22 protein-coding genes and 2 pseudogenes are annotated in these 18,915 nt (G+C 58.8%); 13 read left to right on the forward strand and 11 right to left on the reverse strand.

Annotated elements, in window-relative coordinates; translation table 11 throughout:
- Positions 1–828 carry an EamA family transporter gene (locus AB4N42_RS20835; protein ID WP_431145672.1) on the reverse strand — a complete coding sequence of 276 codons (828 nt, stop codon included), beginning with the start codon at positions 826–828 and terminating at the stop codon, positions 1–3.
- A gap of 76 nt (positions 829–904) precedes the next feature.
- On the reverse strand, positions 905–1,810 hold the full coding sequence (gene gcvA / locus AB4N42_RS20840; RefSeq protein WP_431145673.1) for a transcriptional regulator GcvA: 906 nt from the start codon (positions 1,808–1,810) through the stop codon (positions 905–907).
- 184 nt (positions 1,811–1,994) lie between these two features.
- Here gcvA and AB4N42_RS20845 point away from each other — a divergent pair, with 184 nt between their 5' ends.
- Positions 1,995–4,172, forward strand: a complete 2,178-nt coding sequence (locus tag AB4N42_RS20845; RefSeq protein ID WP_460115255.1) for a TonB-dependent siderophore receptor — start codon at positions 1,995–1,997, stop codon at positions 4,170–4,172.
- A 126-nt stretch (positions 4,173–4,298) separates the two neighbouring features.
- Here AB4N42_RS20845 and AB4N42_RS20850 read toward each other — a convergent pair whose 3' ends face one another.
- The 6 genes from AB4N42_RS20850 to AB4N42_RS20875 all read right to left on the reverse strand — a co-directional run bounded on the left by AB4N42_RS20850 (position 4,299) and on the right by AB4N42_RS20875 (position 6,829).
- Positions 4,299–4,553, reverse strand: a complete 255-nt coding sequence (locus AB4N42_RS20850; protein ID WP_460115256.1) for a colicin E3-like toxin immunity protein — start codon at positions 4,551–4,553, stop codon at positions 4,299–4,301.
- Between the two features lie 23 nt (positions 4,554–4,576).
- A complete protein-coding gene (locus AB4N42_RS20855; RefSeq protein ID WP_323176288.1) occupies positions 4,577–4,828 on the reverse strand; it encodes a pyocin S6 family toxin immunity protein in 252 nt (83 codons plus the stop codon).
- 51 nt (positions 4,829–4,879) lie between these two features.
- A complete protein-coding gene (locus AB4N42_RS20860) occupies positions 4,880–5,134 on the reverse strand; it encodes a cloacin immunity family protein (protein ID WP_258650523.1) in 255 nt (84 codons plus the stop codon).
- Between the two features lie 7 nt (positions 5,135–5,141).
- The gene (locus AB4N42_RS20865) at positions 5,142–5,282 is read right to left on the reverse strand and encodes a colicin E3/pyocin S6 family cytotoxin (protein WP_460116409.1); all 141 of its coding nucleotides are present in this window, start codon (positions 5,280–5,282) and stop codon (positions 5,142–5,144) included.
- A gap of 123 nt (positions 5,283–5,405) precedes the next feature.
- On the reverse strand, positions 5,406–5,651 hold the full coding sequence (locus AB4N42_RS20870; protein ID WP_460115257.1) for a DUF7683 domain-containing protein: 246 nt from the start codon (positions 5,649–5,651) through the stop codon (positions 5,406–5,408).
- The gene (locus AB4N42_RS20875) at positions 5,648–6,829 is read right to left on the reverse strand and encodes an S-type pyocin domain-containing protein (RefSeq protein ID WP_460115258.1); all 1,182 of its coding nucleotides are present in this window, start codon (positions 6,827–6,829) and stop codon (positions 5,648–5,650) included. The genes AB4N42_RS20870 and AB4N42_RS20875 overlap by 4 nt, the downstream gene beginning before the upstream one ends.
- Positions 6,830–7,049: 220 nt before the next feature.
- Between AB4N42_RS20875 and AB4N42_RS20880 the strand changes: the two genes are divergently transcribed.
- The 3 genes from AB4N42_RS20880 (at position 7,050) to AB4N42_RS20890 (ending at position 9,802) form a co-directional block, all read left to right on the forward strand.
- Positions 7,050–8,222, forward strand: a complete 1,173-nt coding sequence (locus AB4N42_RS20880) for a hypothetical protein (RefSeq protein ID WP_258650517.1) — start codon at positions 7,050–7,052, stop codon at positions 8,220–8,222.
- 201 nt (positions 8,223–8,423) lie between these two features.
- Positions 8,424–9,359: a hypothetical protein gene (locus AB4N42_RS20885; protein ID WP_431145677.1), complete on the forward strand. Its 936-nt coding sequence runs from the start codon at positions 8,424–8,426 to the stop codon at positions 9,357–9,359.
- 50 nt (positions 9,360–9,409) lie between these two features.
- Positions 9,410–9,802 carry a VOC family protein gene (locus AB4N42_RS20890; RefSeq protein WP_030142270.1) on the forward strand — a complete coding sequence of 131 codons (393 nt, stop codon included), beginning with the start codon at positions 9,410–9,412 and terminating at the stop codon, positions 9,800–9,802.
- Here the strand turns inward: AB4N42_RS20890 and AB4N42_RS20895 are convergent.
- Entirely contained in the window at positions 9,787–10,539 is a 753-nt protein-coding gene (locus AB4N42_RS20895; RefSeq protein ID WP_258650515.1) for a gamma-glutamyl-gamma-aminobutyrate hydrolase family protein, read from the reverse strand. The genes AB4N42_RS20890 and AB4N42_RS20895 overlap by 16 nt on opposite strands.
- Before the next feature lie 517 nt (positions 10,540–11,056).
- Between AB4N42_RS20895 and AB4N42_RS20900 the strand changes: the two are divergent.
- The 3 genes and pseudogenes from AB4N42_RS20900 to AB4N42_RS20910 all read left to right on the forward strand — a co-directional run.
- A pseudogene (locus AB4N42_RS20900) lies at positions 11,057–11,737 on the forward strand (peptidase S8 and S53 subtilisin kexin sedolisin); the annotation flags it as partial.
- Positions 11,738–11,880: 143 nt separating this feature from the next.
- Positions 11,881–12,237: pseudogene (locus tag AB4N42_RS20905) on the forward strand (hypothetical protein); the annotation flags it as partial.
- Positions 12,238–12,276: 39 nt separating this feature from the next.
- Positions 12,277–12,453, forward strand: a complete 177-nt coding sequence (locus tag AB4N42_RS20910) for a hypothetical protein (protein ID WP_460116425.1) — start codon at positions 12,277–12,279, stop codon at positions 12,451–12,453.
- Between the two features lie 52 nt (positions 12,454–12,505).
- On the opposite strand, the gene AB4N42_RS20915 is transcribed toward AB4N42_RS20910, so the two are convergent.
- Together AB4N42_RS20915 and AB4N42_RS20920 are read right to left on the reverse strand one after the other, a co-directional pair.
- Positions 12,506–13,867 (reverse strand): purine-cytosine permease family protein, encoded by a 1,362-nt coding sequence (locus AB4N42_RS20915; protein WP_460115259.1) that lies wholly within the window; start codon positions 13,865–13,867, stop codon positions 12,506–12,508.
- A gap of 15 nt (positions 13,868–13,882) precedes the next feature.
- Positions 13,883–14,557, reverse strand: coding sequence for a cysteine hydrolase family protein (locus tag AB4N42_RS20920; protein ID WP_323155489.1), 675 nt, complete (start codon positions 14,555–14,557; stop codon positions 13,883–13,885).
- A gap of 602 nt (positions 14,558–15,159) precedes the next feature.
- On the opposite strand from AB4N42_RS20920, the gene AB4N42_RS20925 reads away from it, so the two are divergent.
- The 6 genes from AB4N42_RS20925 (at position 15,160) to AB4N42_RS20950 (ending at position 18,904) form a co-directional block, all read left to right on the forward strand.
- The gene (locus tag AB4N42_RS20925) at positions 15,160–15,621 is read left to right on the forward strand and encodes a thiol-disulfide oxidoreductase DCC family protein (protein ID WP_030142276.1); all 462 of its coding nucleotides are present in this window, start codon (positions 15,160–15,162) and stop codon (positions 15,619–15,621) included.
- Between the two features lie 34 nt (positions 15,622–15,655).
- On the forward strand, positions 15,656–15,817 hold the full coding sequence (locus tag AB4N42_RS20930) for a DUF2986 domain-containing protein (protein WP_080628626.1): 162 nt from the start codon (positions 15,656–15,658) through the stop codon (positions 15,815–15,817).
- 65 nt (positions 15,818–15,882) lie between these two features.
- On the forward strand, positions 15,883–16,629 hold the full coding sequence (locus AB4N42_RS20935) for a hypothetical protein (RefSeq protein ID WP_187293356.1): 747 nt from the start codon (positions 15,883–15,885) through the stop codon (positions 16,627–16,629).
- Positions 16,630–17,436 (forward strand): DUF6630 family protein, encoded by an 807-nt coding sequence (locus AB4N42_RS20940; protein ID WP_258650508.1) that lies wholly within the window; start codon positions 16,630–16,632, stop codon positions 17,434–17,436.
- Positions 17,437–17,493: 57 nt separating this feature from the next.
- Entirely contained in the window at positions 17,494–17,727 is a 234-nt protein-coding gene (locus AB4N42_RS20945) for a hypothetical protein (protein WP_030142279.1), read from the forward strand.
- Between the two features lie 223 nt (positions 17,728–17,950).
- The gene (locus tag AB4N42_RS20950) at positions 17,951–18,904 is read left to right on the forward strand and encodes an alpha/beta fold hydrolase (protein WP_030142280.1); all 954 of its coding nucleotides are present in this window, start codon (positions 17,951–17,953) and stop codon (positions 18,902–18,904) included.
- Positions 18,905–18,915 lie beyond the last annotated feature (11 nt).

Below are 18,915 nucleotides of genomic sequence, written 5' to 3' on the forward strand. Positions count from 1 at the left end.
CTAGCCAATGATGAGGGTGCCGCTGGCGATCACTGCGCACGCCAGGATCCGGCGCGCGGTGAGTGCCTCGCCGAGGAATGCGTAGCCAATCAGCAACGCGAACAGCACGCTGGTTTCGCGCAGTGCCGATACCGCGCCCAACGGCGCTTCGTTCATGGCGTAGATGACGATGCCATAGGCGAGCAACGAGACCAGTCCGCCGGCCAACGCGGAGAATATTCCGGGGCGCAGCGAAAACAAGCTGCGGGCGTCGCGCAGGCCGATGTAAACGGCCGGCATCAGCACGCCCCATAAGGCGCACATCCACACCGTGTAGGAAAGCGGAGCGCCGGAGAGCCGGGCACCCATGCCGTCGACGACGCTGTAGGCCGCGATGAAGCAACCGGTTCCCAGCGCGTAGGGCAAGCTGGGAACCGACAGGCTGCGGCCCTTGAAGGCCAGCGAGATAATACCGCCCGATACCAGCGCAATCCCCAGCATCTCGCCGGGGGTGATGGTCTCGCCAGCAAAAATGGCGGCCCCCAGGGTGATCAGCGCCGGGGATGAGCCTCGGGAAATCGGATAGATCTGCCCGAGGTCGCCGACCCGGTAGCTGCGCACCAGGAACAGGTTGTAGCCGACATGCAGCAACGCCGAAAGCAGCGCATAGCCCCAACTTTCAACCGCTGGCGGCACCATGAACGCTGCGGCGACGACACAGGTGACGGCGATGGCAATGCACATTACCGTCATCGACCACAGCCGATCAGCACCGCCACGCAGCAATGCGTTCCAACTGGCATGCAGTAGTGCGGCAAAAAGAACCAGGAAGACGATATGGGTAGGCATGGTCGCCATTCTAGGCAGCCAATGGCGTGGACTACAGCGAAGTCTGCTCATTGCGGCATGAGCAGGCCTTCATACCTCACCCATAGATTCGTTGGACTTTCAGCGCTTCGCTGATCAGCCATTGGCGAAAGCTGACGATGTGCGGCTGCGATTCGATGCCCTTGGGACACACGAAGTAGTAAGCAAGCGGCGATGGGAACGGCACATCGAACAACCGCACCAGACGGCCGTCGCTGATTTCGTTTTCAACATGCCCGCTGCGCACCAACGCGACGCCTTGGCCCAGCAGCGCGGCTTCGACCGTCATGTTGGTGTCACCAAACCGCACGCTTTCCTTGATCGGCAAGAACGCCAGCCCGACCTGTTGGAACCAGGCCTCCCACTTCGGCACCAGCTCGGCGCCATCCCGGGTCAGCAGCGGGAAATGCAACAAATCGGCAGGGCCGTAGGGCGTGCCGAAGCGTTGCAGCAGATCGGGGCTGGCCACCGGAAACACCTGCTCGCCAAACAGGAACTCCGAATACAGGCCAGGATAGATGCCCTTGCCGAGCCGGATCGCGACATCGGCCTGGCCGTTGGAAAAGTGGATGACCTTGTCCGTGGTGTCCAGCGAGACCAACAGCTCGGGATGCTGGCGAGAGAGCATTGGCAAGCGTGGCAGCAACCACTTCAGCGCGAAGGAATACGTGGTGCTGACGCTGAGTCGGACCCGGCCTTTCTGCTCGCGCAAATCGCTCAACGTCGCCTCCAGGCTCATGATGAACTCCCGCACGATGGGCGCCAGCGCAGCCCCCGCCGCCGTCAGGCTCAATGACTTGCCACGCTCGAACAACTGCAATCCCCAAAGCGCCTCGAGATGCTTGAGCTGATGACTGATCGCGCTTTGGGTGACGTGCAATTCATCCGCAGCCGCAGTGAACGTCGGGTGCCGGCTGGCGACTTCAAAGGCCCGCAATGTGGCGGTTGGCGGCAGATCTCTCATGTATACGGTTCCGGGGAGTTGTGTGAAAAAACACGGAGCATGAACGTCGGCTCATGATAGAGGATTCGCAGCGCACAGCTCTACGTCGGCAATTCCAGCCAACGCAGGCTTTATCGTTCAGAAAAATCCTGAGACACTTGAATGCTAATCGTTCTCACAATCATTAGCATCTCAGGACCGACTCATGTCGACTTGCACCACCACCCCGCGTTATTTCACCCCTACCCGTAATCTCCTGGCCATGGCGATCTGCATGGCTTCCCTGGCTCCCGCCTACGCCGATGACAACAGCGCCGCCGCCCAGAACACCCCACCGGCCACGCTGGAACTGGGCGCGACCGAAGTCACGAGCAACCAACTCTGGAGTACAACGGAAGGCACCGAATCCTATACAACCGGTTCGATGTCGACGGCAACCAAGCTCCCGCTGACCATGCGTGAAACCCCGCAAGCCGTTACGGTCATCACGCGTCAGCGTATGGATGACCAGGCGATGACCAGCATCAACGACGTGGTCAAGGCGACGCCCGGGTTGTTCCTGGATTTTTCCAGCGGCCCTGGCCGGCAGACCTACAAGGCGCGCGGGTTCGAAATCGATAACCTGATGTATGACGGGATCCCGACCGGCTACAACGGCGTTTCGGTCGGTGCCCAGCCCAACCTGGCAATGTTTGATCGGGTCGAGATCGTGCGCGGTGCCACAGGCCTGGTGACCGGGGCAGGCAACCCGTCAGCCGCGATCAACATGGTCCGCAAGCGCCCACTGGCCGAACAGAAACTCACCCTGACCGGTACCGCCGGCAGCTGGGACGATTACGGTGGAGAGGTCGATGCGTCCAGCCCGCTCAACGACAGCGGCACCCTGCGTGGCCGGGTCGTGACCTCATACCGCGACGCCAACAGTTTTATCGATGATGTCGAGGAAAATCACGGCCTGTTCTATGCGGTCACCGAAGCAGACCTGAGCGAAGACACCACCTTGACCCTGGGTTTCTCCCATCAGAAGGACAAGACCAATTACTTCTGGGGTTCCTCGATGATCGGCCAGGACGGTCATCACCTCGACCTGCCGCGCTCTTACAACCCGGGAACGGATTGGGAGAACAAGGACCAGGAGATCAACACAGTATTTGCCGAAGTACGACATCGCTTGGCCAATGACTGGAGCCTCCAACTCAACGCAAACTACTCAGAACAGAACGCCCTGTTCTCCGGCTCTTACCAATCGCGCTGGGTCAACAACACGCTGGCCCGCACGGTTTACCAGGCCGCTCATGACGAAAACCAGGCCGGCGTTGACGCCTTTGCCAGCGGCCCTTTCGAGGTATTCGGACGCACCCATGAACTGGTTGTGGGCGCGAGCAAGCGCATCTACGACGACACCACCCACAGCTACAACCCTTACGACACCAACTGGCCGATCAACGCCGGGAAACCGAACTTCGTCCATACGAACAACCAGCGCGAGGTAACCACCCAGGACGGCGTCTACCTCACCACACGCCTGAGCCTGGCCGACCCGCTGAAGCTGATCCTCGGCGGACGCCTGGACTGGTACGACTACGATAACCATGATGGCGAGGGCGACTACAAGGTCACTCGAAACGTCACCCGTTACGCCGGCTTGATCTACGACCTGGACGACCAGTATTCGGTCTACGTCAGCTACAGCGACATCTTCACGCCGCAGAGCGCAAAGGATAGGTCCGGGTCCCCGGTCAAGCCGATCGTAGGTAAAAATTATGAAGTCGGGATCAAGGGCGAGTACTTTGATGGCGCGCTGAATGCGAGCGTTGCGCTGTTCCGGATCGACCAGGAAAACCGCGCAGTAGAGGTGGTCGTGCCCAACTGTCCGCAGACAACCTGCAACGAGGCCTCAGGCAAGATTCGCAGCCAGGGGATCGACTTCGAAGTGCAAGGCGCATTGACCGAAAACTGGCAGGTCGGCGGTGGTTATACCTACGCGCGAACCCACACCATCAAGGACGCCGCCAATCCACAGAATGTAAACAAGCAGTTCGACACTGACACGCCGGAACATCTTTTCAAGCTGACCACCAACTATCGCTTCCAAGGCCCGCTGGAAAAACTGCGCGTTGGCGGCAACGTCTCCTGGCAGAGCCGGATGTACAACGACATTCCGCTGGCCAACGGCAGCAAGTACCGCCTCGAACAGGGCAGCTATGCCGTCACGGATCTGATGGCCGGGTACAGGGTCAACCAGAACCTGGACTTGCAGGTCAACGCCAACAACATCTTTGACCGCCGCTACTACTCGACTATCGCCAACTCTGCGAGTTATGGGGGGGATGCGTATGGCAATCCGCGGAATATGATGTTGACGGCCAAGTACAGTTTCTAGTTAAGGGCGGATTCTTTCTGGTCCTGAAACAGTTCGGATCTGTTTCAGGACTGCGCCTTTTGCGGCAGGCAGGCATGATCCAAGCGCTATTGCTTGAAAATACCTTTGAAAAACCTTACGCGGGGATCACCAACTGTCTCGATAGTCGAAGGCTATCTGATAGCCATAGCCACCCCAATCAATTGAGTGTTGAAAATGGGGTTGCAAGATCGCCACCCATTCCAAGACGACATTGAAGCCTCCGTTATTAATATTATTCTCGATTGGAAGACCTAAAGCCTCGACAACAGCGCCGTCGTCACCCAAATCCTCTGAATACTCCTCCCCCTCGAAAGACTCTGTTCGTTTGCCATACCACTCGAGTCGCAATTTGAGACCCATACGATTCCTTTTTGGTGCTTTTCTCAGGCATCGATACAACTTCCGATGTAGTACTCCAATCCCACGGGGAACTCCACCCCCAGTACCCGTCCTATATCCCTTAGCTGCGCGTTTGTTATTTCTAGCTCTCCAGGGCCGACTTCGCCGAACGATTTCCCCTCGGTTATTTGGGCGAGCATTTCATTCTGCTCAGCATTTTTTATGTCCATTTCAAACTGCAATGAATCGTCATTTCTGTCGTCGGGATAAAAACCCGTTATTGAGAAGTAAGACACGGCACCCCACTGCCAGAAAAATACCCTTCGAAAGGACGAGCTGCCCCGCTGCTACCACGCTGCTCGGTAACGAAATGAGATCTGGTAATCAAACTGCTCAGGAGCGATTGAGTGATTGAAGAGGGGTTGAAGAAGCGGGATCCATTCTTCGAGCACATCAAAACCTCCGTCGTATATCCTTGGCTCGCTCCCCAACCCCAGCGCGGTAATTGCTGACATATCGTCGCCCATATCCCTCGAATATTCCTTTCCTTCACCCAACTCGGTTCTCTTGTCATACCAATCCAATCTGATTTTCAAACCCATCGAACCCTCACAGATATTTTTTGATGTTACGATTTTTTCGGATCGGTCCTACTTGAATCCCTGTCTCATGGCTGAATGCACCTAAGTGGCTTCCATCGCTTGCACGATACAACTCCACTTCCATACCTAGAGCCCCACTTATAAACATTTCTACCTTTAGGGCTGTCAAAAATTTCAACGGCGGGCTTGATTTTTTACCTTCGTTGCAGGCCAGGCGGGTTTGGTTCGCTTGCCGGTAATCGGGTCGCAAACTTTCTCACCCCTCCGATTTTTATGATTTTCCCCCAGGCTGGTTCCCGCTGGTAGTGAGATAAAGTACTAGGTTTCTTGGCAGTATTATCGAGCAGGCGGCTTCCAACTCATTAATTTGAGAAGCAGTCAGTTCATAGTCGTATAGTTGCTCCTCCTGTCCAGTCCAGTTCATTATTGTTGCCAGTTCTCGGCCATCAATGATGAGCGCTGTTTCGTAAGAAGCGAAGTCATCCCCGTCAATGATGCCCATTATTTTGTGGTTCATGGTTCAATCCACCTCGTTGGGTTGGCTGGTTTCGTCTGGACATCTGTAATGTGGTTGAACTCACCCAGATGTTTCCCTCGCTTGTCGTATTTTTCTACTGCGCCATGTTGAAAATCCCATTCATAAATATTGTTTTTATCCTTCCAGCGTGGACGCAGTCCTCCGCCTTTCATGCGAGTCTTGGGCGGGGCCCATTTTGCACTTGGGAACGCCGTTGGAAAGTCCGGTTTTGGGAAATACTTGAGGTGAGCCGTGCTCAAAACCACATAAACCGGCCGAACCCCCGAATCCGCCGGAAACACAAGGACGAAATCCTTGTACTCTGGCGGATAAATCGGGTTGACGATGATGCTGTCCGCCACCGGCGTCGGTGGGTAGATCCAGATGTGTGGCGTTTGGGGCGCGGCATCCAACGCAGGGATGCCAAGGGTGTCGGAGGGATCGGAGGCTGGGGTCCAGATCAGTTCGATGCCGTCGCCCAGGTCGGCGATGTATTGGTCGCCGCGAGGAGTGAGGTGGACGACGTCGACCATTTCCCAGCCACGGTTCTGGCCGGTGTAGAAGCCGTAGCCCTTGATACTGCCGTCGGCCTGCTGCTCGATACTCAGGCGCATGCGGGTGCGGGCTTGTTTGAGGTGGCGTAGCTGCTCTTCGCTGTAAAGAGCGCTGTCGCCCAGGTTGGAGGGCCAGAGCAAGGCGACGATGCCGGTCAACAACGCCGCGCCGACCGTGCCAGTAGCGGCGCCAGCCGCCGGCACAGCGGAACCTCCCAGTGCGAGTCGGCCCAAGGCGACGGGTATTGCGCTTGAGCCGATTTGCTTGAGGGGAACGCTTCCCGAAGCGTCGGCGCTTCGGCCGCCGAGCCACGTCAGATCGCCGTACTGTTTGACCAGGTCCGGCGGTACGAAGCCGTTGGGGTTGCTGTAGTCGATGATTCCGTTGGGCAGTTTGCAGCTCTTGGCAAACACGGAGCCGGTGATGACGAGAGGCTTTTTCTCCACCGTGGCCCAACGTTCGTTTTCATAGGCAGCCTGTCGGGCGAGCATGGCTTCATGGCCGCGCTGGAGGGTTTCGTAGTCCGCCAGCTCGCTGGACGTCATGTCCCGATAGGAGATGTTGTGCCCTTCGCCGGAACGTGGATTACGAACCTTGGGCAGGTCTTTTGGGCGTGTGGTCACAAGTCGCGAATCTCATCCTGAAAATCCAGGACGGACGCTAACGCAGGGGATGTGAGTGGCGATGTAGGACGTTTCCTGAACCGGTCGCTCCGTTTTCATCGACCGATGTAGGGCCAAACTCGACGTGACAATTGAGCCCAGTTGAACCTTTCTGGCATGGAACACGACCATGAACTATTTTGGAGCCATCGGACGTTCATTTCAGAGGATGAAAACGAACATGAACAAGCTGACAAGCTATGACTCCATGGACGCGCTCAACGACAAGATACTCAGGTACTGCAACCCTATCGCAACAGTTGAGAGCACAGAAATCTTGCACTTCGATGCACGCGGGGGGGATCAGCTTGCCCTGTCTGCCCAGGCCTACCCCTATACCTCCGTCGGCTCAATCGCCATCGTCAAATCCAATAACCAGATCGATGACCATGTGGTCAATCAGTACCAGAACAGATATGGGGCCAATATCGGCTCCACCCATCTTGCAACCCAGCTGATTCTTCTGGACTCAACCGACGAAGAACAAATCAAGCAAGCTATCAGGAGAGACGCCAGACACACGGGCCCCAAACATATCAATAAAGCGGTCTCGGCAGCGGTTGTATTCAATATCCAGGATTACTGGCTTGCAGAAAGGGTTCAGTGGTTCATGGAGAACAAAGAGGAAGCCCAACAGGGTTTTACCTCACGGGACATGCGCCAGATTCCACCCGCTGAATTCAATCGACGATTTAACGAAATCGTCGACCGCAACCGCGCCAACTTTGACCTTATGCGAAATGTCAAATCCTGGGTTTTTGGTTCCTTCGGCGCGAGCCAGCCTGGATGGGAGAGATTCGTTCACCATGATATCTACTCAGCCAGGCGTGTTAGAACGCATCTTAATAATTTGAATGATGCGGGCACTGCAGAAGCCCGCGGCGAGTACGCCGCAACCAAATACCTGCTGACTATTCAGGGTCAGGACTACCAGATGAAAATTGGCAAAGCCGCCTCAGGAAGGACCAACGGAATAGATCAGATCTGGATCCGTAGAAACATGTCAAGCGGGGCCGTCGAAGAGTATTTGATAATAGAATCAAAAGGCAGCCTGGGAGCTAAACTTACAAACACGCTCTATGGACAGCAAATGTCGCCCATGTGGATATTCAGGTGCCTGATTGGACTATTTAGCGACGACTACAGACTTGCCAGCTCCTCCACAGCTGACCAATATGCAAAGAGCACGCTGGTCGAGAAGATCCTGGATGCGTTGATAAACGACAAAGCGCCTGTCACGGGCTATATCTTTCAGACAATGACTGGCCTGAAGACCGGCGCCGAGTCCCTGGTCATCCAAAAACTAGGTAGATACAACCTGATCAACGCCTACCAGAAAGCGATGTCCACGTGAGGCTTTTTCGGGTGTCACCAACGCGTCGGTTTTGAGCCGATGTACTCCTTTGCAGGATAGCTGTGGCGACGTTGCCTACCCACACCCAATGTTCTACGTGATCCTCCGCATGAGGTATTCTCCGCTGCCCGGAACACGATCGTCGCCTGCGGCTTTGCGCAGCCCTTCGGCGTTCTCCAAGCGGCGCATCAGGAGCCCTGCATGCTGATCGGATATCAATTCGAGCGCACCGCGCGCGATGACCTGCACATCCACTCGATCAATTGGGTGCAGAGCGGATTCGTATTGCTGGCAAGCGCGATGGCCTTGATCTTTCCTGGGGCGGCCGTGCTAGCAATCATGGAGGCGGGCTCCTCGCCAGCAGGCATGGATCCGCTGTCCTCGCTCCTGCTCGTGCTCGGGCTGCTGCTGATTCCCGCCCTGGGCCTGGCGCTGCTGGTTTACACCGGCACCCGCGAGACCTTGCTGTTGTCGCGTCTCGACGGCGAAGGCAAGCGCCGCACCCAGAACTTTTTCGGACGCCGTGAGCGGGTGCATTCGGTGTTCAGGATCGACGCCGCCAAACACTTCGAACTGCGCCGCCACCCGGAGGCCAAGCCAGCCGCCACTCAACTGTGGCTGGTGATGCGAGATGGCATCACCCATCGCCTGACGAGCAGCAACGTTCCGATCGTACCGGGAAGCAAACGCACCGACCTATGGCTGCGTGAGATAAGCGACTACCTGCAAATACCAATGCCCAGCGAGGTAACGGTGGGTTCGGCACCCGTTGCGAAGGCCGCCTACCGGCCTGCTCCGACCCCGGCGAAAATCGCCAGGCAGCGCAAAGCAAAGGCGCCGACGCCTTCGGCGGAGACGACTGAGCAACTGGGCACACCCGCACGCGCCCTGCTCGCGCTGATTGGCGCGTTCCTGGCTGTGTTCGAGCTGACCCGCATCATCACGTTGGTGCCCTCGCTGTTTACCGGACGACTGCGCATTGGCATTTCCCGCCCGACAACCTTCTATTGGGCGGAGCAGCCGATGACCTTTTCATTCCACGTGCTTATCGGTATCGCCGAGCTGCTGGTCATCGGCGTGATCGCCTGGGGTTGTTTGCGCATGGCGATCGAAGGACGGATGAAGGCCAATCCTTGAGGAGACGCTGCTATGGTGGAAACAGGCCTTCCCCTTTCCAGGATGAAAAGATGATTTCACATGTGTGCATCGGCGCGAACGATTTCCAGCGAGCGTTTGCGTTTTATCAAGAGGTCATGCAAGCGCTCGGCCTTGAACTCAAGTTCAAAGACCTTGAACGCCCATGGGCGGGCTGGATGCACCCTGACAACCCACGTCCTCTTTTTGTACTTGGCAAACCCTATGACGGCGAACCGGCGATGGCGGGAAACGGGCAAATGATCGCCCTGCTGGCCTCCGATAGACAGGTCGTGCGTAACACTCATGCCCTGGCGCTGACCCTGGGCGGCCGCTGCGAAGGTCCTCCAGGCCTGCGCCCTGAATATCACCCGGATTATTACGGGGCCTACTTTCGGGACCCTGAAGGCAACAAGCTCTGCGTCTGTTGTCACGATCCGGCGTAACCCGCCCGCTCTCTGCACGCCTGCCCAAACGCCCGAAAAATCGCTCGATAATCCGCGTTCTCCATCACCTCCCACTCCGGATGCCATTGCACCCCCAGCGCAAAGGCCCGGCTGCCCTCCACCGAAAGGCCCTCCACCAACCCATCCTCCGCCACGGCCTCGACGCGCAAGCCCTGCCCCACCCGCGCAATGCCCTGGCCGTGGACGGAGTTGACTTCGATGACGTCCTTGAGCCCCAGCCGCGCCAACACGCCGCCCGGCCGCACCGTCAGGGCATGGTTGCGGGCGTATTGTTCCTGGACGGGTTCGTTGCTCGGCGGTTCATGTTCGGCGCCAGGGCCGTCGAGCTGTTGATGGAGCGAGCCGCCGAAGGCGACGTTCATTTCCTGGAACCCACGGCAGATACCGAGCACCGGCAGGCCCGCTTCGACCGCGGCGCGCCAGAGCGGCAGCGCCAGGTTGTCCCGGGCCGGGTCGTGCTCGGTGCCCGGCGGGCTGGGTGGACCACCGTAGTGATGGGGTTCGATATTGGACGGCGATCCGGTGAACAGCAGCCCGTCCAGGCCGGCAATGACGTGGGCAGGATCGATCAGCGCCGGGAACACCGGCAGGATCACCGGCAGCGCTTCTGCGGCGGTGGCGACCGCCTGGGCGTATTTGTCGTTGCTGAGCTGGACGGTGTGCGGGCCGATCTTGCCTGAGCAGGCGATGATTCCGATCATGGGTGGACGAGACATGGGACTCCCCTGTTCCTCAAACGCTCATGAATCGGATTGCGGTGCGGGTTCGGTTGTTCCATTTCGATGACGCTCGATAGGGACGCCTGAACGAAGCCATCGACGCAGCGGTCGGAACAGCAAACCCCAGCAAAGAACTCCACCCATGCGCTTACGATCCGTCGCCCTCGCCTCATTCCTGATCTGGACAGCCAGCACGACCGCCTCCGCGCAAGAACCGTTGCGCCTGGAAGGCCTGAAGCGCTGCGGCGACTTGCTCGAACGCCAGCGTCAGGAATGGTGCCTGACCGCACGTGGGCTGGGTGACGCAACGCCACAACTGCAACTGGGCGAGAAAACGATTCCTGCCCACAGCATCCAGCGTGAAGGACAAAGCCTGCGCTTGCGCCTGGACAGCGCCGATTACCACAGCGGTCCGCTCTGGCTGGCCGACGGCCCACGCCTGAGCAATGCCGTTTGGCTAACCATGGGCAACAGCCACGTGCTCGCCGCTGGGCCGAACGAGGTGGCGAAGAACATGGACGGCCTGACCACCTATGTGGATCTGGTCAGCGTGCTGATCGAGGAAAGTCACGATGGCCGCCAGGAGGCTGAGCGGCTTGCCGGCAAATATGGCGCGAAGGTGGTCGGCAGTATAGCGCCGCTGAACGTGTATCAGCTGCGCCTGCCGGCCAAGGATCTGGTGCATCGCGATGCGTTGGTGCTGCGCCTGGGCAGCGAGACCAGCGTCGATGCGGTGGTGATCGAGGAGTCAGGGGCGGAAGAGGCCGAGCAAGCGCCCGCCCAGCCTGACGAGCCGAAAAAACCGGCCCAGGACTCGGATGAGTGGGCGGCGAATCGCTTTCTCGACGCGGTGCATTACTACCAGCGGCGCATCCCCGGACAGCAGTCGCCGATCCGACCGCAACCGGTGCGCATCGGCCTGATCGAGCGCGACGTGGATTTCGACACGGCGGATTTTGCCGATTACCTCGGCCCCTGCTCGGTGCCGCGCACCTGCGTCTACGCCCGCGATGCGGACAAGCCGGACAACCACGGCACGACCGTGGCCGGGATCCTCGCGGCGCGCTGGAACGATGGCGGCAACAGCGGTTTTCTCCGGGGCCTGGACAAGGCCAGCGGTGGCTTCGAGGTGATCGTCGAGCGCAATTCCGATGCGGGGATCACCGCCAACATCGCCGCTTCGGTGAACCTCGTCGAGGACGGCGTGCGCGTGCTCAATTGGAGCTGGGGCATTCACCGCGTGGGGGCGAAAGATGTCAAAGGCGATGACGTGGATTCGCTGCTGCGTTCGGGCATCGCCATGGGCGGCTACGAAGAATTGCTGGAGGAATTTTTCCTGTGGCTGCGCAAGGAACATCCCGACGTGGTGGTGGTGAACTCCGCGCGACAACGGCTCCTCCTTTTCGGGCACCGACGAATACCGCCTGCCCTCCTCGTTCATCACCGAGCAATTGCTGGTGGTCGGCGGGCACCAGCGCAACGAACGGGCCGGAGTCGCCGTCGACGACCCCGGCTACGCGGTCAAGCGCAGCTCCTCGAACATCGACATGCGCGTCGACATCACCGCGGCCGCCTGCACCCACGCCTCTACGGTCAATGCCGAGCGAGGACGGTGCGGTGCATTGCGGCACGTCCTACGCCACGCCGATGGTCACGGGCCTGCTGGCGGCGATGCTGTCGATCAATCCAGAACTTCAGCCAGAACAGCTGCGCATGCTCCTGCGGCGCAGCGCCATGACCATCGGCGACAACCATGATTTCGAACGAATGGACGGCGAAGACCTCACCGCGCCCATCCTGCCGTCGGAGCGCAATTACCAGCTCAACGACAAGGACGTGGGCCGCTCGGCGCGGCTGGACATGCAGAAAGCCCTGGACCTGTCGGTGCAGAGTCGCAGTCGGGTACGCTGATGCTGCCTTGGGCGATCGATCCGTTCGACTCCCCAGGCATCATCGCTCGCCGTCAAGTCTCGACAGGCGCTGTCACTGCGCATCTATAGCGGCTCATCAAGCCGTAATAGGCACCGGCGGGAATCAGCAAGCCGACGACCCAGGCAAGATCGATCCCTTGCAAGGCACTGGCAACCGGACCGGTGTACAACGAGGTACTCATGAACGGGATTTCAAGCACGATGGTGATCAGGAATACACTGACCGCGATCCAGTTCACCCGACCATAGATACCGTCCGGTTCGAAGATGTCCGCGATCCGATAGACACCTTTGCGCAAGGCGTAGTAGTCCACGAGGTTGATCGCCGTCCACGGGATCAGGAAGTAGCTCATGAAGAAAATGAAGTTCAGGAAGAACTGCAAAAAGTCATTCTGGGCCAGCGTGCACAAACCGGTCGCGGCGGCGCAGATGACCAACATGAACCCCGCGCGTACAAGCGGCGTGACCTTGAGTTGCGCATAGGGCTCGACCACCGTCACGGTCGACATGAACGCGCCGTACAGGTTGAACACGTTGATCGCGACCTGCCCGTACAGCACGAAGCCGAACATCAACAACGTCCCTCCCCCCATGAGCCCGACCAGGTTCAAGCCAACATTATCCGAGAACCCGGCCACGCCCTTGGCCAGCATTGCGCCCAGCACCATCATCCAGCTGCCGCCGATGACCGTTCCCAAATAACTGTACCAAAACACCTGGCGGGTGGACGTGCGGGTTGGTAGGTAACGCGAGTAATCGGCAACGTAAGGCGCATAGGACAGTTGCCAAGTCACCGAAATGCTCACCGAGGCCAGGAAACTCACCAGGCTGAACCCTTGCGGTGTCCACTGTCCGGGTTCGATGGGCAACGCAAGGGACAGGACGGTGGCGAAACCGAAGACCGCGATGGACACCAGCGAAAGGATCTTCTGGAAACGATGGATGAACCGGTAGCCGACCAAGGCCACCAGGAAGCACACCACGCCGAGCAGGATGATGTTCACTTCGTTGCTGAACGGGCTTGCCGTCGCAACGGCCTGGGCCGCCAACAGCGTGTTGCTGACGAAAAAGCCCAGGTAGATCAACATCACGAACAACAGCGGGACAATGGCGCCAAACACCCCGAATTGCGCGCGACTCTGGATCATCTGCGGAATGCCCAACCGCGGCCCTTGCGCGGAATGCGAGGCCATGAAGACCGCGCCGATCATGGAACCGACAAGGATCGAGAGCACGCTCCAGAACAGATTGAGGCCCAGGCTGATCGGCAATACGCCGACGGCGACCGTGGTGATGTTGGCGTTGGCGCCAAACCATACGAAGAACAACGAGCGAGGCTCGCCATAGCGTTCGTCTTCGGGGATGAAATCAATGCTTCTGTTTTCAACTTTCATGATTGTTCTCTCCGATTAGCGATCGTTGACGAGACGGCTTTCGAGATGCTCGATGGCTTCTACGAACGCTTCTGGCAGGAAGGCGAGATGGTCGGGCGTCGCGGTGCGGAGCGAGACCGCTGGCTGGTTTTGCCAACGTCGCAGCAACTGCTGCGCAGAGAAAATCTCCAGCCCGTAGATCCAGTTGGAAAGAATCAGCAACGACGAGTAGTGGGCGGCAGCGGTGGTCGCCGTGCAGGCGTCGGCCACGACAGTGACTTGGAAGTCGCGCTGATACGCGTCGAACACGCTGGTCATGACGCACACATCGGTCAGCACGCCCATGACCACCAAGTGCTTGATGCCCCTGCGGCCGAGCATCTGGGCCAGCCGAGTGCCATGGAAAGCGCTGTAGCGATGCTTGTCGATCACGACATCGCCCGCCTGGGGCGCAAGCTCATCGAGAATCTCCACAGCGGCGGTGCCCGCCAGATAGGTGGTGGGCCGGCCCAGTTCATCGACGGGCTCACCCAGCATCAAGTCGCGGCCATGGGCATCATTGATATGCCGCGTGTAGAACAACGGAATGTTCAGGCTACGAGCGGCATCGATGACCGATGCGGCGTTCTTGATCACTTGCTCAAATCGCGGGAGCGCGAATTGATCTTCTTTTTGTAGATCGACCAGCAGGATTGCGGTTTCAGTGTTCATCAACGTTCTTCCGGGTGCAGCTTCCCCGGCAAGCGCAACAACAGCTTGCCAACGGCTCAGCGGATAAAGACAGGCGGCACGCCCGCTGGAGCAGGCATGGCACAGGACGCGTCAAACGCACGGGAAAGGGTCAGCTGACTATTTGCCAGAAACCGTTCTGCTTGGCGGCAACGCAAGCCGGAAGTCGTTGGAGAACAACGGGAGATGGCGAGACGGACCGACGAAGAAAGACCTTCATGGCGCCACTTGGCAACGCGCGAGCCGAACCACCTGCAGGGAACAGGTGGCGACCATGGGCGTTATCAAAGCGTGACGAGGGCCGGATCATTGGGGTGAGTCTCAAGGGAATCGCTACTTGAGGACTGCAAAAAATCGGCCAAATGAGCTGAAGGGATTGGAAAGCGGCAGATTAGAGCGGTATGGAAGAGGGTGCGATTTTCTGGCATGCGGAATACCATCAGACAATGATACAGAACGTAACACAGCAGTTACTCGCTTCCTGTCTCCCGCACTCAAATTGCCCACGGCGGTAGCCTTCAGAAGGCAAACACACCCTGACAGTCTGTATGATCCCAACCTAACCAAGTCCCAGGACCACTCGTATGCCAGCCTCAAGAACCCGACCTTCCCCCGCGCCGCTGCTCAAGCCAGGCGAAACGGTGGTCCTGTTCGACGGCGTGTGCAAGCTTTGCAACGGCTGGGCGAAGTTCCTGATACGCCATGATCGGCAGCGACGGGTGCGGCTGGCGGCGGTGCAATCGCCTGAAGGCCAGGCCTTGCTCGCATGGGCGGGTTTGCCAGTGGACCAGTTCGATACCATGGCGGTGATCCGCGACCAGCAACTGTGGGAGCGCTCGGACGCGTTTTTCGAAGTGGTTTCGCAATTGCCCGGTCGCTGGCACGCGGTGAATGTATTGCGCCTCTTGCCGCGCGCACTTCGAGACTGGGTCTACGATCACATTGCGCTGAATCGTTATCGACTGTTTGGCAAATACGACGTTTGCCTGCTGCCGAATGCGGATCATGAACAGCGTTTCTTGAAAATGCCGGCAACCGAGCGTTAAATCGCGTCTGCCTCTCAAACCCAAGTGGAACGACATGAACCGCCGCAAAAAAATCAACCAGCTGCTCAAGGCCAACGCAAAGAAGGCCAGCGCCAAACTGGCCCCCAAGAGCAAGGACAAGTACATCAGCAAAGCGGATCGATTGAAGATGGCGGCTGAAGCCGATCCGGACTTGACCGTTTCCACTGAGCAGTAACTCGCCTGCGATAGATCGTCAACGACCTGCCAGCCTCCCTCAAAATGGACTTATCGGAGTCACCCGTGCAACGTCTTATCCTTGGTATCACCTTCCTGGCATTGGCCGCTTGCGCCAGCCAACAAACGCAGACAAAACCTGTCAATACGCCGACGTTCAAGTTCCGCACCGTACCGATGAGGGCCGATGGTAACCCGGTCATCAACCCGGACGTCTTGAAAACCATCGAGCAACTCGACATGCCCGCGCCGATCAAGACGCTGACCTACGTGGAACTGGCCGGCACCGTCAACTTCCCCAAGGAAAGCAGGCCGGAACGTACCGAATACTTTCTGTCCACTGACCCGGACACCCGTCAGTTGCGCTTCATTCACAAAAGCGAACACCTCAACGGTCGCAAGATCACCTGGCGTGGCCTGTTGATGCTTTCCGGCGTGGAACAGGCCACGATGTCGAGAAATACCGTGGTCATCGACAGCTTGAGCTTTCGTGGCGATTGGCGACACATGCCGGTCGGCAGCGAACTGGGTTACACCCGACAAGGCAGTAACACCAGCAGCCTCATCGGTACTTTGGGTACGGAGCCGAGAGTCTTCGACTGTCGCATCGACCGCGAATTGCCGGCCAAGCAACTGAACCCGGCCCTGAGCGGCCAGGCCAAGGCCATGAGTTGCCAGGAACAGCTTCCGAGTAAAAGACTCCTTCCCGCCAATCATTATTACTATTTGGTCGACTACGGGTTCTTCTACCACGCCAGTACCGACAAGCACGACGGGACTTCCATCGACATGCATGTACAGAGCGTGAAATAAATGCCCCTGAACGCCATCGATCCCCTGCCGCTGCAACGCATCATCACCGCCCACGGCACGCTCGAAGGCGCGGCTTATTTCGATGCCGAGGAAAGCCTCGTGCATGACCTCTTTGCTGACCGCATCGTCTTCCAGACCAGCTACCTGGACCACAGCAGCTACGAAGTGAGCGTCGCCGAGGGCGCTGTCCAGGTTCACAAGACGCGGCTGGACAACTACCACCGCGGCCATAAGGCGCAGGTGATCGATGACGACATGGATGAAGACGACTGGACGGAACTGGCCAGTCTTTGGCAGCGTTTGAGCCATGACCTGGACACCCAGGATCAGGGGCCTGGACCGGATCCGGCCGACACGCTGGCAGACCTGTTCGATTGCCTGTTCGACGAGGCGCTTGCCCAAGCGCTGATCGAAAACATGCCCGCCCCCAACGGTCAGTGGGACTGGGCCTGGACGCAACTGCGATCGGCACTGGCCGACGCCCATCGGTTGGCTGAGTTCGAATGGAAGGAGTGGGCGCTGTCAGGCGTCCACGCCATCAATGCCCTCGCCCCGCTGCGGGAACTGGGCATCAAAGTCCCCACGCCTGACAGCAAAACCGTGGACGCGGTCAATCGCGCCAACGATTGGGAACGGGCGCTGCTGCAGTATTTCAATGCGCGACTGGAAACCCACGATTTGAAGCTGCTGGCCATCGGCACGCATTTCGACGAGTGCCAGGCGTTTGCCTGCCTGCCCATGAACGGCTTGGGCCTGGTCAATGCCATGGAAATCATGGGCAGGCTGGGCATCGTCTATAAATACTGAGCATCAGGTGCGGCGACGGTTCGCCGCTGGACAAACGTTTCCGAGCCTTGGTACGACATGAAGAATTGTGATCACTGCGGCACCCTGATTCTCGAGGACAACGGCGAGTGCCCCTTTTGCGCCGAAGCCATGAGTCACGCGGTGGAAACCTTCGCCCCGAGCGCCGGTCCGCCGAAGTGGCTGAAAGTCGTCAAGTGGCTGTTCATCGGTTTGCTGGCAGCGGTGCTCGTTGCCGTCGCTGCGGTCACCTGGATCCTCAACTCGCTGGGGCCTATGCCGTCGTTTGGTTGATTGCTCAAGCGAAAGATCTACAAAGATCGCAGGCTTCGCCAGCTCCTACAGGGCCGAACGGGGGCAAGCTTCGCCACGATCAAAAACGCTGGTATCCGATATCCCTATAGTTGTTATCGATGCCAGCGCCGTTCTCGTTGCGCTTCGCTCTCTCTAATCTGCCCACCAACGCGATCGACAACGATCCCGACAGATCAAACCGTCCCTTATGGAGAGAGAAACGATGAACACATTCAACCGCACCTTCGCTGTCGCCATCCTGGCCTTGGCCACCCTCGGCGCAGAAGCCGCTACCCCCGTCCAGGCCGGCGCCAGCGCCACCGCGGTCGGCAGCGTTGTGCAGTCCGCCAGCTACATCACCACCAAGGATGGCGTGCAGCTCTATTACAAGGATTGGGGCCCGCGCAACGGTCAGGTCGTCACCTTCAGCCACGGCTGGCCGCTGGACTCCGACAGCTGGGAAGGACAGATGATGTTCCTCGCCGCCAAGGGCTATCGCGTCATTGCCCACGACCGTCGCGGTCATGGCCGTTCCAGCCAGCCGTGGGAAGGCAACGACATGGATCACTACGCCGACGACCTGGCGGCGGTCATCGAGGCGCTGGACCTGAAGGACGTGACCTTGGTCGGTTTCTCGACAGGGGGCGGCGAAGTGGCTCGCTATATCGGTCGCCACGGCACCAGCCGGGTCAAGAAAGCCGTGCTGGTGTCCTCGGTCCCGCCGTTGATGCTCAAGACCGACACCAACCCTGGCGGCTTGCCGATTGCGGTGTTCGACGGATTGCGCAAAGCCTCTGAGGAAAACCGTTCGCAACTGTACCTGGACATCGCCTCCGGCCCGTTCTACGGCTACAACCGCAAGGGCGCCAAGCCGTCCCAGGGCTTGATCCAGTCGTTCTGGGCGCAAGGCATGCAGGGCGGCGCCAAGAACACCTATGACTCGATCGCGGCGTTCTCGGCGACCGACTTCCGCGGCGACCTGAAGAAGTTCGACGTGCCGACGCTGGTGATTCACGGCGACGACGACCAGATCGTGCCCATCGACGCCGCGGGCCGGGCCTCGGCAGCCTTGATCAAGGGCGCTCGATTGATCGTCTACCCTGGCGCGCCGCACGGCCTGACCGAGACGCACAAGGATCGCCTCAACCAGGACCTGCTGACGTTCCTCAAGGAATAAAAGCTCGATAG

The sequence above is a fragment of the Pseudomonas sp. H2_D02 genome (genome assembly GCF_054677635.1).

Coding starts and splice junctions, on each gene's coding strand:
- AB4N42_RS20835 (WP_431145672.1), bottom strand. CDS start 828: ATGCCTACCCATATCGTCTTCCTGGTTCTTTTTGCCGCACTACTGCAT.
- gcvA (WP_431145673.1), bottom strand. CDS start 1,810: ATGAGAGATCTGCCGCCAACCGCCACATTGCGGGCCTTTGAAGTCGCC.
- AB4N42_RS20845 (WP_460115255.1), top strand. CDS start 1,995: ATGTCGACTTGCACCACCACCCCGCGTTATTTCACCCCTACCCGTAAT.
- AB4N42_RS20850 (WP_460115256.1), bottom strand. CDS start 4,553: ATGGGTCTCAAATTGCGACTCGAGTGGTATGGCAAACGAACAGAGTCT.
- AB4N42_RS20860 (WP_258650523.1), bottom strand. CDS start 5,134: ATGGGTTTGAAAATCAGATTGGATTGGTATGACAAGAGAACCGAGTTG.
- AB4N42_RS20865 (WP_460116409.1), bottom strand. CDS start 5,282: ATGTTTATAAGTGGGGCTCTAGGTATGGAAGTGGAGTTGTATCGTGCA.
- AB4N42_RS20870 (WP_460115257.1), bottom strand. CDS start 5,651: ATGAACCACAAAATAATGGGCATCATTGACGGGGATGACTTCGCTTCT.
- AB4N42_RS20880 (WP_258650517.1), top strand. CDS start 7,050: ATGAACAAGCTGACAAGCTATGACTCCATGGACGCGCTCAACGACAAG.
- AB4N42_RS20885 (WP_431145677.1), top strand. CDS start 8,424: ATGCTGATCGGATATCAATTCGAGCGCACCGCGCGCGATGACCTGCAC.
- AB4N42_RS20890 (WP_030142270.1), top strand. CDS start 9,410: ATGATTTCACATGTGTGCATCGGCGCGAACGATTTCCAGCGAGCGTTT.
- AB4N42_RS20895 (WP_258650515.1), bottom strand. CDS start 10,539: ATGTCTCGTCCACCCATGATCGGAATCATCGCCTGCTCAGGCAAGATC.
- AB4N42_RS20910 (WP_460116425.1), top strand. CDS start 12,277: ATGACCATCGGCGACAACCATGATTTCGAACGAATGGACGGCGAAGAC.
- AB4N42_RS20915 (WP_460115259.1), bottom strand. CDS start 13,867: ATGAAAGTTGAAAACAGAAGCATTGATTTCATCCCCGAAGACGAACGC.
- AB4N42_RS20920 (WP_323155489.1), bottom strand. CDS start 14,557: ATGAACACTGAAACCGCAATCCTGCTGGTCGATCTACAAAAAGAAGAT.
- AB4N42_RS20925 (WP_030142276.1), top strand. CDS start 15,160: ATGCCAGCCTCAAGAACCCGACCTTCCCCCGCGCCGCTGCTCAAGCCA.
- AB4N42_RS20930 (WP_080628626.1), top strand. CDS start 15,656: ATGAACCGCCGCAAAAAAATCAACCAGCTGCTCAAGGCCAACGCAAAG.
- AB4N42_RS20940 (WP_258650508.1), top strand. CDS start 16,630: ATGCCCCTGAACGCCATCGATCCCCTGCCGCTGCAACGCATCATCACC.
- AB4N42_RS20945 (WP_030142279.1), top strand. CDS start 17,494: ATGAAGAATTGTGATCACTGCGGCACCCTGATTCTCGAGGACAACGGC.
- AB4N42_RS20950 (WP_030142280.1), top strand. CDS start 17,951: ATGAACACATTCAACCGCACCTTCGCTGTCGCCATCCTGGCCTTGGCC.